Source organism: Dactylosporangium sp. NPDC000244 (assembly GCF_040300725.1).
Lineage (GTDB): Bacteria > Actinomycetota > Actinomycetes > Mycobacteriales > Micromonosporaceae > Dactylosporangium.
In genome coordinates, this window is record NZ_JBEPEH010000075.1 from 1 (window position 1) to 13,284 (window position 13,284).

The window sequence follows — 13,284 nt, forward strand, 5'->3', positions numbered from 1 at the left end:
AAGACCCTCAGCAAGTCCTATCTTCCCAGCTCAGAAGGCACCCGTTCCTCATCCACCCACCATGTGGGAAGCCCTCAATGAAGGGCCGGGGCTAGACCGGCCATTGCCGCGCTCGCGCATTTAATCCATTGCCGGGCTCCCATTTCCCGCGTACTGTTGTCCATGTCGAACCGCACCGGAACAAGTCGCCGAAGGAGGAGCCCGAGATGAACACGCGACCCGTGATTGTCACCCCGGCTCCCCGACCGCATACCATTCCGGCGATCCGTCCCACGGGCCGGTGGCGAGGGTAGGCAAACCAGCCTCCACCTCGGCCGCCCGCCCCGCACAGGGACCCGGGCGGTTTTTTCTTGCGCAATTCTTTTGCGCCCAATTCTGGGTGCGTGCATTCCTCATTCGGAAACGACCGGCGCGGTGACCGGACCTGGCCTGGGACCAGGAAGTGCGGGGTTCGACTCCCCGGTTTCCGACTGCATTTTTTGACGCGGCCGCACACGGCCGTCGTCGCGGGTCGCCGTAGCTCAGTTGGTGAGAGCGCAGAGCTGATAACTCTGAGGCCGGGAGTTCAAGTCTCTCCGGCGACACGCAGCACAACTCCCGGCGACGGGAGCAAGCCCCGGTAGCTCAGCGGATAGAGCAGCGGCCTACGGAGCCGCGTGCCGCAGGTTCGAATCCTGCTCGGGGTGCGGTGACCATGGTGTACGGGTCCGTGCACACCAGATTGTGGCTCTGGAGGTTCGGGTTCGACTCCCGGTGGTCACCCTCATACCCTCGTGGCTCAGTTGGACGAGAGCGCCGGCATGCGGGGCCGGAGGCCGCAGGTTCGAATCCTGCCGGGGGTGCGTCACAGAACTGCATCAGGATGCCCTCGGCCGAGCGGCTGGGGACAACCTTCACCGATCAGAATTCTTCCGCCACGTCGTCGGTTCTGGTGGTCCCCTCGCACGCACCGGTGGAAGGATTCATGACCATGACCGACGCTAGACCGCTGGGCGCTGACGAGGCCTCGTTCATCGCGGTGGTTCACTCAGGCGATCCGGCGCGGTTTGCGCTCATCACGGAGCGTCACCGGCGTGAGCTGCAGGTGCACTGCTACCGGATGCTTGCGAACTACGAGGACGCCCAGGACATGACGCAGGAGACGTTCCTGCGAGCGTGGCACAAGCGGGAGTCGTTCAAGGGCCACGCTGCGCTGCGGACCTGGCTGTACCGGATCGCGACGAACGTCTGCCTCGACTTCCTGGAGAAGCGCAACGACCGCACACCCGTACCGTCCGGGCTGCCGGACTCCAGCTCCGAGGTGCTGTACCTGCAGCCGTACCCCGACCGGATGCTCCCCGAGGACCCGCAGGAATCGGTGGTGGCGCGGGAGACGATCGAGCTGGCGTTCATCGTCGCCGTCCAGCACCTGCCGCCGCGGCAGCGGGCGGTGTTCATCCTGCGCGACGTCGTCGGCTGGCCGGCGTCGAAGGCCGCCGACGCCCTCGAGCTGACCATCGCATCGGTGACCAGCGCGCTGCAGCGGGCGCGCGTGACGATGCGCGAGCAGCTGCCCGGCCGCCGCCTCGACTGGCGGAGCCCCGCCGCCCACGAGCTGTCGCATGACGAGCGCGGCGCGGTGCAGGCATATATCGACGCCCATGAGCGCAACGACCTCGACGGGCTGATGTCCCTGCTGCGCGACGACCTGCGCTTCGTGATGCTGCCCGAGGCGGGCACCTCGGCCGTCACGGCCAAGGACGCGGTGGACGGCTGGGTCTCCGGTGGGCTCTTCCAGCCCGGCCACGGCGACTGGCGCGGTATCACCACGACGGTCAACCGCATGCCCGCCGCCGTGCTGTACCTCCGCACCCCCGACGACCCGGAGTACCGGCTGTTCGCCATCGCGGTCCTGCGCATCGTCGACGGGAAGATCGCCGAGCTCACCGGGTTCGACGCCACCGGCAAACCTTGGCTGGACCTGCCCCCGACTCTGTGATCGCCCCGCCGGCGTTGCCGGCGGGGCATCTCGATGCCCGGCGAACCCGGCCTCACGAGCCGAGCAGCTGGCCCGTGCTCATCGCCTCGTCTCGTATCGGGTCAGCAGGACGCCGCCGGGAAACGTCCGCGTCTCCACGAGGTTCAGCTTCACCCAGCTGTCCAGCGCGGTGAAGAACGGCGTGCCGCCGCCCACCAGGACCGGGTAGGTGACCAGCAGGTACTCGTCGATCAGCCCGGCCCGCATGGCCGCCGCGGCGAGCGTCGCGCCGCAGATGTCCATCGGGCCGGCGTCCTCGGTCTTGAGCCGGGTGATCTCGGTGACGGCGTCGCCGGTGACCAGGCGGGTGTTCCAGTCGACCGTGCCGGTCGTCGAGGAGAACACCACCTTCGGCATGTCCCGCCAGCGGCGGGCGTACTCGATTTCCGCCGGTGTGGCGCCGGGCCGCTGGTCGGCGGTCGGCCAGTGGGAACTCATCGCCTCCCACAGCTTGCGCCCGTACAGCGCCAGGCCCGTCGCCCCCACCCGGTCGGACCACCACTGGAACAGCTCGTCGCCCGACGACGAGTCCGGTCCATCAACGCCACTCCAGCCGAGGTCGTCGCCGGGCGCGGCGATGTAGCCGTCCAGGGTCACATTCATGCCGAAGGTCAGTTTCCGCATCATGCCAGCCTCTCGTCAGTCGATCTCATACGTACAGACGGGCGCGGCGCGAAAACCTCATCGGTGCGCGCTGCCGGCAGATGTCTCCAGCCGGGGTGCGTCAGTCGGCGAGGTCGCCGAGCCACCGCAGGGCGCGCAGGCCGGGGATGAAGGCGTACTCCCCGCCGCGCGTGACGACGAACTGCGGGAGACCCTCCAGGCGGCGGCGAACCGGCCGCCGCGGGATGGTGAAGTCGGCGTGCTCCGGCCCGTGCCGCCCGGCGATCGGGTCGCGGGCCCCGTCCGCGCCGAAGAAGACCCCGTCGTTGATCCACTCGGACTGGACGAACTCGAACTGCCGCCCCAGGTGCGCGCCGACGAACGCGAACATGATGCCCCGGTCGGCCCCGTCGTCCTCGACGACGCCTTCGGGCAGGGGCGGCCCGTAGACGGTACCGCGGCGGATCATGCGGTGCAGCCGGGGTTCCCCGGCGACGGCGGCGTCGCGGGGGTTGGTGCGCCGGATGTGGCTACCGCCGGGCGTCACGTAGCCGGTCGGGTCGTCGGCGTACCCGAACGCGTTGCGCCGCCGAGGGTCGCCGCCCAGCGCCGGGTCGTCGCGGTGCGGGCTGAGCGCGAGCGGCGCGCCGCTGCGCCAGCGCCCCATGAGCTTCGCGGCCAGCAGGGCCTCGTCGCCGTCCGTCGTGGCCTGGTCGGCGAGGTACCGGCGGAAGGCCGCGACGCGCTGGTGGAGCTTGCGGAAGGCGACGTAGCTGCCGTTGCGGCCCAGGACCTCCGGCTCGACGCGCTGGGTGCCGCCGAGCTCGTCGGGGTAGCCCAGGACGAACTCGCCGGCCTTGAGCGGCGGCTCGAGCGGGTTGGAGCCGGGGACGCCGCTGCCCTCGACGGCCGGGTGGCTCACGCCGTCGCGGTAGCCGAACGGCTCGGTCTCGGCCGGCAGCGTGTGACAGTCCTGCCGCCAGATCGCGGTCACGCCGGGCAGCGCGGCCGCGTCCGGGCGGGCCCGGTCGACGGCCGCGTCCCGCCGGTCGCGGTCGGGCGCCACCACGGTCAGCACCACGTGGACGTCGGGCGAGCCCAGCGGCGGCTCCCAGTGCTCGGGTGCGCTGTCGCCGGTGTCGCCGAGCGCCGCGGCCCGGGCCGGCATCCCCTGGCGGAACTCCCACGCGAACGTGTCGAGCGAGCGCTGCGGCAGGCCGAGCGCGCGCAGGCCGTGGTAGGTGACCGCGACCGTGACCGACGTGTCGCCCAGCGGGTGGGTCCCGTCCGCCGCCGCCGTCACGACTCCGGCCGCGCGGCGCAGGAGCCGCCGGCCGTCGGCCCGGTCGTCGATGCGGAACAGCAGATACGTCGCCGCGTACGGGGTCGGGCGGGGCATCAGGACCCCGCGCTGGATGTCGTGCAGCTCCAGACGCACGGCGGCCGGGTTCATGACCGGCGCGGCGGTTCGGTGACCACGTTGCGCCAGAAGCGGCGCAGGCTGTCGTCGGCGCCGAAGAGCGTGCTGAAGATCGTCGAGTCGGCGACGAGCACGTCCGCGGCCCGCGCGTCGCGGGGCGGCATCCACAGCAGCGAGTTGAACTCGGTGTTGCCCGCCTCGACGAACGGGTGCGGCCGCGAGGTGTCGACGGGCTGGCGCGCCAGCACCCGCACCGCGCCGGGCTCTCCGGTGGTGACGGCGTAGTGCGGCAGGTGCTGGTGGAAGTTGAAGCCGGTGACCCCGTCGAGCCAGCCCCGCTCGTCGAGGTCCGCGTCGATGGACAGCGGGGCGATGCCGGCACCGTCGCGGACCGCGGGCCGCAGGCCCCACCGGTTCTCCACCGGCACCCCGAGCCCGGCCATGAGGGAGCGCGTGTACCGGCCGAACCGCTGCTGGCGCGGCACCAGCGGGTCCCCGTGATGGTGGTACTCGACGTCGCGCCGGGCCAGATCCTCGGTCGCGCCGACGTCGTGGTGCGGCCCGAGCACGAGCCGCGCCTCCGGCCGGGTCAGGAACTGCCGCAACGCCTCGATCTCGGCGTCGCTGGCCTCCTGGCCGGTCACCATGTGATCGAGGCCGAACACGAGCAGCACATCGGTGTCGGCCAGCACCCGCTCATCCAGCGGCGCGGAGACGCCCGCCTGGTCGATGCGCTGATACACCGCGACCGGATGCCCGGTGACCTCCAGCGCGAACTGCTGGAACGGCTCCCAGGCCAGGAAGAACAGCTCCAGCGAGCCGGCGATGCCCTGCTGGTACCGGCCGGGGTCGGACCACTGCGGGTCCTCGTAGGCGGGCCAGGCGGTGCGGCGGACCTCGGTCATCGTCGAGAACCGGTTGTCCAGCCCGGCGGGGTCCCGGCTCGCCTCGGCCGGATAGCTCCAGGCGACGTAGATGCTGACCCGGCGTCCTCGCCCCGCCGGCCGCGGCTGGTGGCGCTGGTTGTAGGTCCGGGCGGTGCTCCACCATTGCATCGGGCTCTCCGGCGCTACTGCAGCTGGTCGAGCATGGTGGAGAATGCGTCCTTGACCTGCAGCGCGCGCTTGATCTCGTCGGTGGACACGTACGGGTACTCGCCATATTCCAGGAAGCTCGGGCAGTGGTGCTCCCGCACGAACCGCACGAACGCCTCCGGGTTGGTGCGCCAGTCCTCGGGGAAGCCCTCGAGGTTCTCGAACGCGGTGTCGACCCCGGCCTTGCTGAACAACGCGACGGCGTCCTCGGTGTACTTGTCGAAGTCGGTGTCGAAGATGCCCTGGTACATGAACCGCGTGTCGCCGTCGAACAGCACCCAGCGCAGGTAGTGCAGCTTCAGCGGCGCCAGCAGGTACGGGTCGGCCTCCAGCGCCGCCGCCAGCGTCTGCCCGTACACGCGCATCGCCTCCGCCCTTCCCGGCTTGAGGGTCGCGATGATCGTGAAGCCGTAGCACGCCGGGGTGCGCGGATACACCGGGCCGTACTTGCCCTGGGGCAGTTGGCTCGGGTCCGCCGGCAGTACCGCGGCCTCGGGCTTGATCTGCATGCCTCAACTGTGCCGCCGGGCCACTCGCCGAGTCGCCACCCGCCAGGGATGGCAGTCCTCCGGCCGAGGGGTGCGTCGGACTGCCCCCTCGGCCCGGCTGTCTTGATTGCGAGGCCAGCCTGCTCGGCCCCGGTTTCGCGTCTCCTTCGCGCACCCGCCACCGCGAACGGCTCGCGGGTTCGCGCGTTTGCGCGTTCGTCTCGGGCGGTTCGCGCGTTTGCGTGTTTGCGCGTTCGTCTCGGCCGGTTCGCGCGTTTGTGCGTTCGTCTCGGGCGGCTCGCGTGTTTGCGCGTTTGCGCGTTCGTCTCGGCCGGTTCGCGCGTTTGCGCGTCCGCCTCAAGCGGGTTGCGCGTTCGCTCACCCCTTGCTGTTCGAACCACCACTCCAGCGGGCGATATCCTCATCAGTGATCGCGGCCGGCTGCTCGGCCAGCTGCGTGACCCGGATATCGTTGCCGAACGGGTCACGGAACGCGCAGTCGGTGCCGTACGGCTGAACTTCCACATCCTGCGTAAACTCCACCCCGCGCCCCTTGAGGGTGTCGTAGACGGCCTGGCAGTCGTCAGTGGTGAGGATCGCCGCGGTGCCGAGCGCACCCTTGGTGAGCAGATCGCGCACCTGAGCCGCCGTCTCCTCGCTCATCGAAGGCGGCCCAGGCACCTCGAGCAGCAACTGCCGCCCCGGGTCGGACGGCAGCGAGATCGTGAGCCACCGCATGAAGCCCATGTCGACGTCCTCGTCAACCTGGAACCCAAGCTTGCCGACGTAGAAGTCGAGCGCCTCGTCCTGATCGAGCACCCGCACGGTCGTGATCGTGATCGTGTTGAACATGCCCTCACCGTACGGGCGCCGCCGACCCGGGCGCTTCGCCAAACCTGACCAGTTGCGGGCGTTCGGTGCGTTGCGGTCAGGCTGTTTCGCGTGCGGCGGTTGCGGGTGTGACGGTTGTGAGCGTTTCGGGCGTCGCGGTCCCAGTCGCGGCCGTTTCGGGTGTCGCGGTCCCAGTCGCGGCCGTTTCGGGTGTGGAGATCCTGGTCGCGGGCGTTGCGGTCACGGCCTTCTCTCCGGGGCCGACGGGCCGCAACCAGGCCTTGACGAAGCACGAGGGCGCGCGGGCGACGAGTCCCCGATCGCGGTATTGCGAAGGAGCCACGCCCACGATCGCCCGGAACGCGCGGCTGAACGCGCCGAGACTGTCGAACCCGACCCGCAGCCCGACCTCGGTCACGGCGCTGCGCGGGTCGCGCAACAGCGCCATGGCCCGCTCGATCCGCCGCCGCTGCAGATAGTGGTGCGGCGTTTCCCCGAACGTGGCCCGAAACGTGCGGCTGAAGTGCCCCTCGGACATGTGCGCCAGCCGGGCGAGCGCGGGCAGATCGAGCCGCTGCGCATAGTCCCGGTCCATCGCGTCACGAGCGCGCAGCAGCCGCCGGTTCTGGTTCTCCGCCGCGGACATCACCACGCCGTCGACCTTAGCGTCCCACTCACGCGTTGGGGCTTCCCGATGAGCGCCGACAGCAATCCGAAGGTCGCGATGAGCCCCGCCGCGTGCAATGACCGTTCCTCCCCTCCTGCTACGCGCATGTCCGAATCAGCGCCCGCATCGCCACCGACCGCGCACGAACCGCCTCCGCCGAGCACAAACGGACGCCCATCAGTGATGCTTGCGGACTATCCGCCCGCAACCGTGCACGGCTGTGTGGGTCCGCCGGCGTTGCCTGCGCGAAGGCGTGCAGCACTGCGCGAACGCGTGCAGCACTGCGCGAACGCGTGCAGCACTGCGCGAACGCGTGCAGCACTGCGCGAACGCGCGACCGTCGACGATGGTTGTGCGGACGGACGTCGCCGTGTGGGTTTATGCGCGCAGGGCGGCCGCGCCGGGAAAGGCCGCGCGGGGGCCGAGTTCCTCCTCGATGCGGATCAGGCGGTTGTACTTGGCGGTGCGATCCGAGCGTGAGACGGAGCCGGTCTTGATCTGGCCGCAGCCGGTGGCGACGGCGAGGTCCGCGATCGTGGTGTCCTCGGTCTCGCCGGAGCGGTGGGACATCACCACGCGGTACCCGGCGCGCCGCGCGGTGTCCACCGTGGACAGTGTCTCGGTGAGTGTGCCGACCTGGTTGACCTTCACCAGGATCGCGTTCGCGCAGCCGGTGTCGATGCCGGCCTGCAAACGGGTCGCGTCGGTGCAGAAGACGTCGTCGCCGACGAGTTGGACAGTCGCGCCTGCGCGTTCGGTCAGGGAGCGCCAGCCGGGCAGGTCGTCCTGGGCCATGGGGTCTTCGATGGAGACGATCGGGTACCGCTGCAGCAGGCCGGACAGGTAGGCGATGTGCTCCTCCACGGATCGGCTCACGCCCTCGCCGGCGTAGTCGTACGCGCCGGACTTGAAGAACTCCGACGCCGCCGGATCCAGGCAGATCACGATGTCCCGGCCCGGCTCGTAGCCGCTCGCCGCGATCGCCTCCGTCACGAACGTGAGCGCCTCGTCGGCGGTCGTGAACTGGGGCGCGAACCCGCCCTCGTCGCCGACGTTGGTGTTGTGGCAGGCGGCGGCGAGCGCCCGGCGCAGCGTATGGAAGACCTCCGAGCCCATGCGCACGGCCTCGAAGAACGTCGCGGCGCCGACCGGGGCGATCATGAACTCCTGGAAGTCGAGCGGATTGTGAGCGTGGGCGCCGCCGTTCACGATGTTGATCATAGGGAGGGGGAGACGGGTGGCCTCGTCTCCGCCGAGCGACCGGTAGAGCGGCAGCCCGCGCGCGGCGGCCGCGGCCCGGGCCGTGGCCAGGGAGATTCCGAGGATCGCGTTGGCGCCGAGGCGGCTTTTGCCGGCGGTACCGTCGCAGGAAATCAGGGCGGCGTCGACTCCGGACTGGTCCTCGGCGTCGAGACCCCGCACGGCGGCCGCGAGCGGCCCGGCGGCGTTGGCGACCGCGGCCGCGACTCCCTTGCCGTGGAAGCGTTGCGGGTCGCCGTCGCGCAGCTCGACCGCCTCGGCGGCGCCGGTCGACGCGCCCGAGGGCACCGCGGCGCGGCCGAGCGAGCCGTCGGCGAGGCGGACGTCGACCTCGACCGTAGGGTTGCCGCGGCTGTCGAGGATCTGGCGGGCGGTGATCGCCTCGATGACTGTCATGGGCACGAATCCTGGCAGCTCAGAGCCCCTGCGCGCGACGCGATGACAGTCACCTTGACCCGGACCCCAGGGTGCGGGTTTATCGTCTGGGGAATGCGCGTGGGTGAGCTCGCGCGGCGCTCGGGCACCACCATACGTGCGCTGCGGTACTACGAGTCGTTGGGCCTGGTCGTCCCGCGCCGGACGGCGAACGGGTATCGCGAGTACGAGCCCATCGCCGAACGGCTCGTCGTGCAGATCCGCGAGCTGACCGCGCTCGGCCTGAGCGTGGAGGAGACCAGGCCCTTCGTCGAGAGCCTGGCGGCCGGCGCCGACGAGTCGGACGTGTGCGCGGCGGCTTTGGCGACGTACCGCAGCGCGATCTCCGGCCTGCAGTCGCGCATCGGCCAGCTGACCGCCCAGCGCGACGCCCTGGAGGCTCGCCTAGCCGTAGTGAACGTCACCGGAAACCCGGATCTTGGCCTCGCGCCGAGTGACCCCGCCGACCTCGTGGGCCGCGGGCTGCCGAGCGTGTCGGTGTTCGCCACGAACGGCGAGGCCGTAGACTTCGCCTCGCTCGGCCCCGGCCGCACGATTCTGTTCGTGTACCCGCTGACCGGCCGCCCCGGCGTCGACCTGCCCGACGGCCTGCTGGAGATCCCGGGCGCGCGCGGCGGCACCGAGCAGGCGCGCTGGTTCCGCGACCACCACGGCGAGTTGCTGGGCGCGGGGGCCGCGCGCGTGTACGGCCTGTCCGCGCAGTCGCTCACCTACCAGCAGGAGCTCGCGCATCGTCTCCGCCTGCCGTACCCGCTGGTCCCCGACCCGCGCCTGACGCTCGCGGCGGCCCTGGGCCTGCCGACGTTCACGGCGGCCGGCATGACCCTGTACCGCCGGCTGACCCTGATCGTCACCGACGGCCGCGTCGAGCACGTCTTCCATCCGATCCCGGCCCCGTCGACCCATGCGAACGAGGTTCTGCGCTGGCTGAACCGCTCCCGGGCCTCGCGCTGACGCTCGCCCACGGCTGCACATTCGCGCACCGCACCGCACCGCACCGCATTGCACTGCACTGCACGCTCGCGCGCCGGTTGGCGCGTTCGTGCACCGCATTGCGCACTCCTGCGCCGCGTTGCACGTTCGCGCGCCGTATCGCATCCTGTTGCACGTTCGCGCACCGCACTGCGCACTCGCGCACCGCACTGCGCACTCGCGCACCGCACTGCGCACTCGCGCACCGCACTGCGCACTCGCGCACCGCACTGCGCACTTCCGCGCCGTGTTGCACGTTCGCGCGCCGCATCGCATCCTGTTGCACGTTCGCGCACCGCACCGCACCGCACTGCACTGCGGTTTGGGCCGTGCGGCCGACCGCCGACGCTCGACGCTGCCGGCACTCCGTACTGGCGGTGCCGGACGCGACGGCAGCCTGGGCTGTCGGTCGGATCGTTACGGTTGCGAGAAGTGGCGATGAGGTGACGCGGGGCTCTGCGACCTGAGAAAGCCCGCCTTGCGCTGGTGCACGGCGTTGGCCATGACGAGTGTGAGCGCGAACGTCGTACACATCGGGAGCATCGCCTGCAGGCCCTTGAACGTGTCGCCGGAAAACCAGGGCGGATCGGCGATCCCCGCGCGAAGGCGCCACACGCTGAACAGTAAACGCCAGTCCGCGGCGACCGGTCGAGCGGCGATCGCGTAGACCACAGACGTCAGTTCGAGCGTGGCGAGGCCCCCGACCACGAGGACCGCCACGGCGGTGCCGGTGCGCCCGCGCCGGACGAGTACGGTGATCGCGGCACCGAGTGCGAGCATCGCCGCGCACCAGCACAGCGTGGACAGCAGCGTGCCCGATCGCGACTCGCCGAGGATGTCGCCGGCGATGGGCAGGTTCGCGATGACCAGGATTCCCGCGGTCGACGACGCCGGTACGGTCAGCACCGGTGCCACCAAGTGGTGCTGGCGGGGCATCGGCAGCGTCAGCGCGACGATCGCCCCGCACACCGCCAGCACGCTCAGCACGATCGGCACGTTGAGGAGCGCGGGACCGACGTCGTGCCCGGCGTCTTTCGCGTACGTTGTTCCGAGCATGAGCGCGCAGACCGCCAGGAGCAGCGCGGTGAGGCCGAATCCGAACGGTGCGGCGGTGAGCCAGGCCAGCCGGCGAAGCTGCGGGCGGGTGCGGGCCCACGTCCAGGCCGCCGCCTGCTCGGTCAGTGCGGACCGGCCGACGTCGGCGATGTCGTGCCACGGCCGGGTCGAGTGTGCGAGCAGGTCGGTGAGCTCGGCGCCGTAGCGGTCGCGGATCGGCGCCGGGTACATCGCCATGGCGAGGCGGATCAACGTCGCGCGCATCAGGCCGTCGCCAATCGTCGCAGGCCGGTGCTGGCCATTGAGCGAATGCGCACGAGTTCGGCCTGCAGCGCCTGCGCGCCCTGGTCGGTCAGGCGGTACGGCTTGCGGCGGTCTTCCTCCGGCAGTTGCTCGATCAACCGCTGCTCCTCCAGACGCCGGATGGCGCCGTAGAGCGTGCCCGGGCCCGGTCGCTCGCCGGTCAACGCGGCGATGTCCTCCTGCATCGCATAGCCGTGCTTGGCGCCCTCGGCCAGGCTGATCAGGATCAACAACGCCGGCTCGGAGAACCTGCCGAGCTGCGACAGTCCGGTCACACGTTCCTCCAAGTTGCTACGTCGGACGTAGCATCGCAGGACGTAGTAACCTCGTCAACCCCGCTTCCTGCGAAGACGGCACCAACCTTCAGGCCGCGCTCAAAGGAGGCTTTTTGTGGCAAGTCGCGGCTGATGATGTCGATTACGTGGGTACCTCGTTCGTACGGAGGTCATGACGAACGTGAACGTACTGCTCGACGGGCTGAAGCTCGTCGAGTCGCCGCGCTGGTACGAGGGGCGGCTCTGGTTCTGTCACTGGGGGGCCGGGGAGGTCATCGCGGTCACGCCCGAAGGAGCGCACGAAGTCGTACCGCTGGATTCGGCCGTCGACCCGCACACGATCGGGTGGTTGCCGGATGGGCGGCTGCTGGTGGTACCGAAGAATCCGGAAACGCTCGGAAGGCTGCTGCGGCGCGAGGACGATGGCGCCATGGTCGCGCACGCCGATCTGTCGCAACTGCCGGGCGGGTGCAATGAGCTCGTGGTCGACGGGCGCGGCAATGTCTATGTGAACGGCGTCGGGTTTGCGTTTCTGGACTTTATCAAGAGCGTCGATCTGAGTGATCCGCGGCCGCTGACCGAGCGGGCCGGGTACGAGCCCGGGTTCATCGCGCTGATCCGGCCCGACGGCACCGTGGTGCGGCAGGAGCACGACCTCGCGTTTCCGAACGGGATGGCGATCACGCCCGACAACCGCACGCTCATCGTGTCGGAATCGTTCACCGGGACGCTCACGGCGTTCGACATTGCCGATGACGGTACGCTCAGCAACCGCCGCGTGTTCGCCGACGGAATCGCGCCCGACGGCATCTGCCTCGACGCGGACGGTGCCGTGTGGACGTCGAGCGGCGGCAACGAGGCCGTGCGGGTGGCCGAGGGCGGCAAGATCCTCGATCGCGTCGAGCTGGATCGCGCGCCGTTCGCCGTGATGCTGGGCGGCGAGGAGGGTCGCACACTGTTCATTTGCGCGGCGAAGTGGGACCCGCAGGATCCGTTCGGCGCGCGTACCGGCCGAATCCTCGCCACACCGGCCCCGACCCCGCACGTCGGCTGGCCCTGATCCGCCTCCGAGCGGACAAGGGCTGCGGCGATCGCCCGCAGGTCGGCTGGCGCACACGGTGGGCTCCCCTCGGATGAGCCCCCGCCGCCCGCGAGTGCCCTGATCCGCCTCCGAGCAGACAAAGGCCGCGGCGCCCGTCGGATGAGCCCCCAACACCTGATTCGCCTCCGAGCAGACAAAGGCTGCGGCGCTCGTCGGATGAGCCCCCATCACCTGATCCGCCTCGGAGCAGAGTGCCGGCATGAGCGATCGTTACACTGCGCCTGTGGTGTCCATCCGAGTCGAAACGATCGTCAACGCGCATCCGGCCGTGGTGTGGGACGCGATCGCCGATGTCGGCAACGTGCACCGGCGGCTGCTGCCGGGCCGCGTCGCCGATGCGCGGATCGACGGGGACGAGCGCATTCTGACGATGCCCGACGGCACCGAGGTGCGCGAGCTGATCGTCGCCGTCGACCACGAGCAGCGCCGCATGGCCTATTCGGTGCAGGGGCCCGGGCGGATGGTCCTCGCCCACCACCACGCGGCCTTCCAGGTCTTCGGCGATGGCGACCGCTCGCGGCTCGTGTGGACGACCGACGTGCTGCCGCACGACCGCGAGCCGGCCGTCCGGGCGCGGGTCGAGCGCGGCATCGAGGAGATGCGCGCGGTGTTGGAGCGTCCGACGGTGCGTCCGACGGTCTGACCAGCCGGTCGCACGACCGCGAGCCGGCCGTCCGGGCGCGGGTCGAGCGCGGCATCGAGGAGATGCGCGCGGTGTTGGAGCGTCCGACGGTCTGACCAGCCGGTCGCACGACCGCGAG

13 protein-coding genes and 4 tRNA genes are annotated in these 13,284 nt (G+C 70.5%); 8 read left to right on the forward strand and 9 right to left on the reverse strand.

What is annotated here, in order from left to right; genetic code table 11:
- Window positions 1-510 precede the first annotated feature (510 nt).
- The 5 genes from ABT369_RS55510 to ABT369_RS55530 all read left to right on the forward strand — a co-directional run bounded on the left by ABT369_RS55510 (window position 511) and on the right by ABT369_RS55530 (window position 1,978).
- A tRNA-Ile gene (locus ABT369_RS55510) sits at window positions 511-584 on the forward strand.
- 29 nt (window positions 585-613) lie between these two features.
- Window positions 614-686, forward strand: a tRNA-Arg gene (locus tag ABT369_RS55515).
- Between the two features lie 2 nt (window positions 687-688).
- A tRNA-His gene (locus ABT369_RS55520) sits at window positions 689-762 on the forward strand.
- 5 nt (window positions 763-767) lie between these two features.
- Window positions 768-842: transfer RNA gene (locus tag ABT369_RS55525), tRNA-Arg, on the forward strand.
- Window positions 843-970: 128 nt separating this feature from the next.
- Window positions 971-1,978 carry an RNA polymerase subunit sigma-70 gene (locus ABT369_RS55530; RefSeq protein ID WP_350626445.1) on the forward strand — a complete coding sequence of 336 codons (1,008 nt, stop codon included), beginning with the start codon at window positions 971-973 and terminating at the stop codon, window positions 1,976-1,978.
- A 78-nt stretch (window positions 1,979-2,056) separates the two neighbouring features.
- Here ABT369_RS55530 and ABT369_RS55535 read toward each other — a convergent pair whose 3' ends face one another.
- The 7 genes from ABT369_RS55535 to eno all read right to left on the reverse strand — a co-directional run bounded on the left by ABT369_RS55535 (window position 2,057) and on the right by eno (window position 8,776).
- Window positions 2,057-2,644 (reverse strand): dihydrofolate reductase family protein, encoded by a 588-nt coding sequence (locus tag ABT369_RS55535; RefSeq protein ID WP_350626447.1) that lies wholly within the window; start codon window positions 2,642-2,644, stop codon window positions 2,057-2,059.
- 97 nt (window positions 2,645-2,741) lie between these two features.
- Window positions 2,742-4,058, reverse strand: a complete 1,317-nt coding sequence (locus tag ABT369_RS55540) for a Dyp-type peroxidase (protein WP_350626449.1) — start codon at window positions 4,056-4,058, stop codon at window positions 2,742-2,744.
- A gap of 11 nt (window positions 4,059-4,069) precedes the next feature.
- On the reverse strand, window positions 4,070-5,095 hold the full coding sequence (locus tag ABT369_RS55545; RefSeq protein WP_350626451.1) for a hypothetical protein: 1,026 nt from the start codon (window positions 5,093-5,095) through the stop codon (window positions 4,070-4,072).
- A 14-nt stretch (window positions 5,096-5,109) separates the two neighbouring features.
- On the reverse strand, window positions 5,110-5,643 hold the full coding sequence (locus tag ABT369_RS55550; RefSeq protein ID WP_350626453.1) for a hypothetical protein: 534 nt from the start codon (window positions 5,641-5,643) through the stop codon (window positions 5,110-5,112).
- Between the two features lie 357 nt (window positions 5,644-6,000).
- Complete coding sequence (locus ABT369_RS55555; RefSeq protein WP_350626455.1) at window positions 6,001-6,474, reverse strand: VOC family protein; 474 nt, start codon at window positions 6,472-6,474, stop codon at window positions 6,001-6,003.
- A 76-nt stretch (window positions 6,475-6,550) separates the two neighbouring features.
- Window positions 6,551-7,099, reverse strand: coding sequence for a helix-turn-helix transcriptional regulator (locus ABT369_RS55560; RefSeq protein WP_350626503.1), 549 nt, complete (start codon window positions 7,097-7,099; stop codon window positions 6,551-6,553).
- A 399-nt stretch (window positions 7,100-7,498) separates the two neighbouring features.
- Window positions 7,499-8,776, reverse strand: coding sequence for a phosphopyruvate hydratase (eno, locus tag ABT369_RS55565; protein WP_350626457.1), 1,278 nt, complete (start codon window positions 8,774-8,776; stop codon window positions 7,499-7,501).
- Between the two features lie 93 nt (window positions 8,777-8,869).
- On the opposite strand from eno, the gene ABT369_RS55570 reads away from it, so the two are divergent.
- The gene (locus tag ABT369_RS55570; protein ID WP_350626459.1) at window positions 8,870-9,769 is read left to right on the forward strand and encodes a MerR family transcriptional regulator; all 900 of its coding nucleotides are present in this window, start codon (window positions 8,870-8,872) and stop codon (window positions 9,767-9,769) included.
- 435 nt (window positions 9,770-10,204) lie between these two features.
- Here the strand turns inward: ABT369_RS55570 and ABT369_RS55575 are convergent, their stop codons facing one another.
- Together ABT369_RS55575 and ABT369_RS55580 are read right to left on the reverse strand one after the other, a co-directional pair.
- Window positions 10,205-11,107: a hypothetical protein gene (locus ABT369_RS55575; RefSeq protein WP_350626461.1), complete on the reverse strand. Its 903-nt coding sequence runs from the start codon at window positions 11,105-11,107 to the stop codon at window positions 10,205-10,207.
- A complete protein-coding gene (locus ABT369_RS55580) occupies window positions 11,107-11,421 on the reverse strand; it encodes a PadR family transcriptional regulator (RefSeq protein ID WP_350626463.1) in 315 nt (104 codons plus the stop codon). Before ABT369_RS55580 ends, ABT369_RS55575 begins: the two co-directional genes overlap by 1 nt.
- A gap of 172 nt (window positions 11,422-11,593) precedes the next feature.
- Here ABT369_RS55580 and ABT369_RS55585 point away from each other — a divergent pair, with 172 nt between their 5' ends.
- Together ABT369_RS55585 and ABT369_RS55590 are read left to right on the forward strand one after the other, a co-directional pair.
- Window positions 11,594-12,481 (forward strand): SMP-30/gluconolactonase/LRE family protein, encoded by an 888-nt coding sequence (locus tag ABT369_RS55585; protein WP_350626465.1) that lies wholly within the window; start codon window positions 11,594-11,596, stop codon window positions 12,479-12,481.
- Between the two features lie 265 nt (window positions 12,482-12,746).
- A complete protein-coding gene (locus tag ABT369_RS55590) occupies window positions 12,747-13,166 on the forward strand; it encodes an SRPBCC family protein (RefSeq protein WP_350626467.1) in 420 nt (139 codons plus the stop codon).
- Window positions 13,167-13,284: the final 118 nt, after the last annotated feature.

What these genes read in the sequence shown, in the direction of transcription:
- ABT369_RS55545 (WP_350626451.1), bottom strand. Translation starts at nt 5,095, where the DNA reads ATGCAATGGTGGAGCACCGCCCGGACCTACAACCAGCGCCACCAGCCG.
- ABT369_RS55550 (WP_350626453.1), bottom strand. Translation starts at nt 5,643, where the DNA reads ATGCAGATCAAGCCCGAGGCCGCGGTACTGCCGGCGGACCCGAGCCAA.
- ABT369_RS55570 (WP_350626459.1), top strand. Translation starts at nt 8,870, where the DNA reads ATGCGCGTGGGTGAGCTCGCGCGGCGCTCGGGCACCACCATACGTGCG.
- ABT369_RS55535 (WP_350626447.1), bottom strand. Translation starts at nt 2,644, where the DNA reads ATGATGCGGAAACTGACCTTCGGCATGAATGTGACCCTGGACGGCTAC.
- ABT369_RS55575 (WP_350626461.1), bottom strand. Translation starts at nt 11,107, where the DNA reads ATGCGCGCGACGTTGATCCGCCTCGCCATGGCGATGTACCCGGCGCCG.
- ABT369_RS55585 (WP_350626465.1), top strand. Translation starts at nt 11,594, where the DNA reads ATGACGAACGTGAACGTACTGCTCGACGGGCTGAAGCTCGTCGAGTCG.
- ABT369_RS55530 (WP_350626445.1), top strand. Translation starts at nt 971, where the DNA reads ATGACCGACGCTAGACCGCTGGGCGCTGACGAGGCCTCGTTCATCGCG.
- ABT369_RS55555 (WP_350626455.1), bottom strand. Translation starts at nt 6,474, where the DNA reads ATGTTCAACACGATCACGATCACGACCGTGCGGGTGCTCGATCAGGAC.
- ABT369_RS55560 (WP_350626503.1), bottom strand. Translation starts at nt 7,099, where the DNA reads ATGTCCGCGGCGGAGAACCAGAACCGGCGGCTGCTGCGCGCTCGTGAC.
- eno (WP_350626457.1), bottom strand. Translation starts at nt 8,776, where the DNA reads ATGACAGTCATCGAGGCGATCACCGCCCGCCAGATCCTCGACAGCCGC.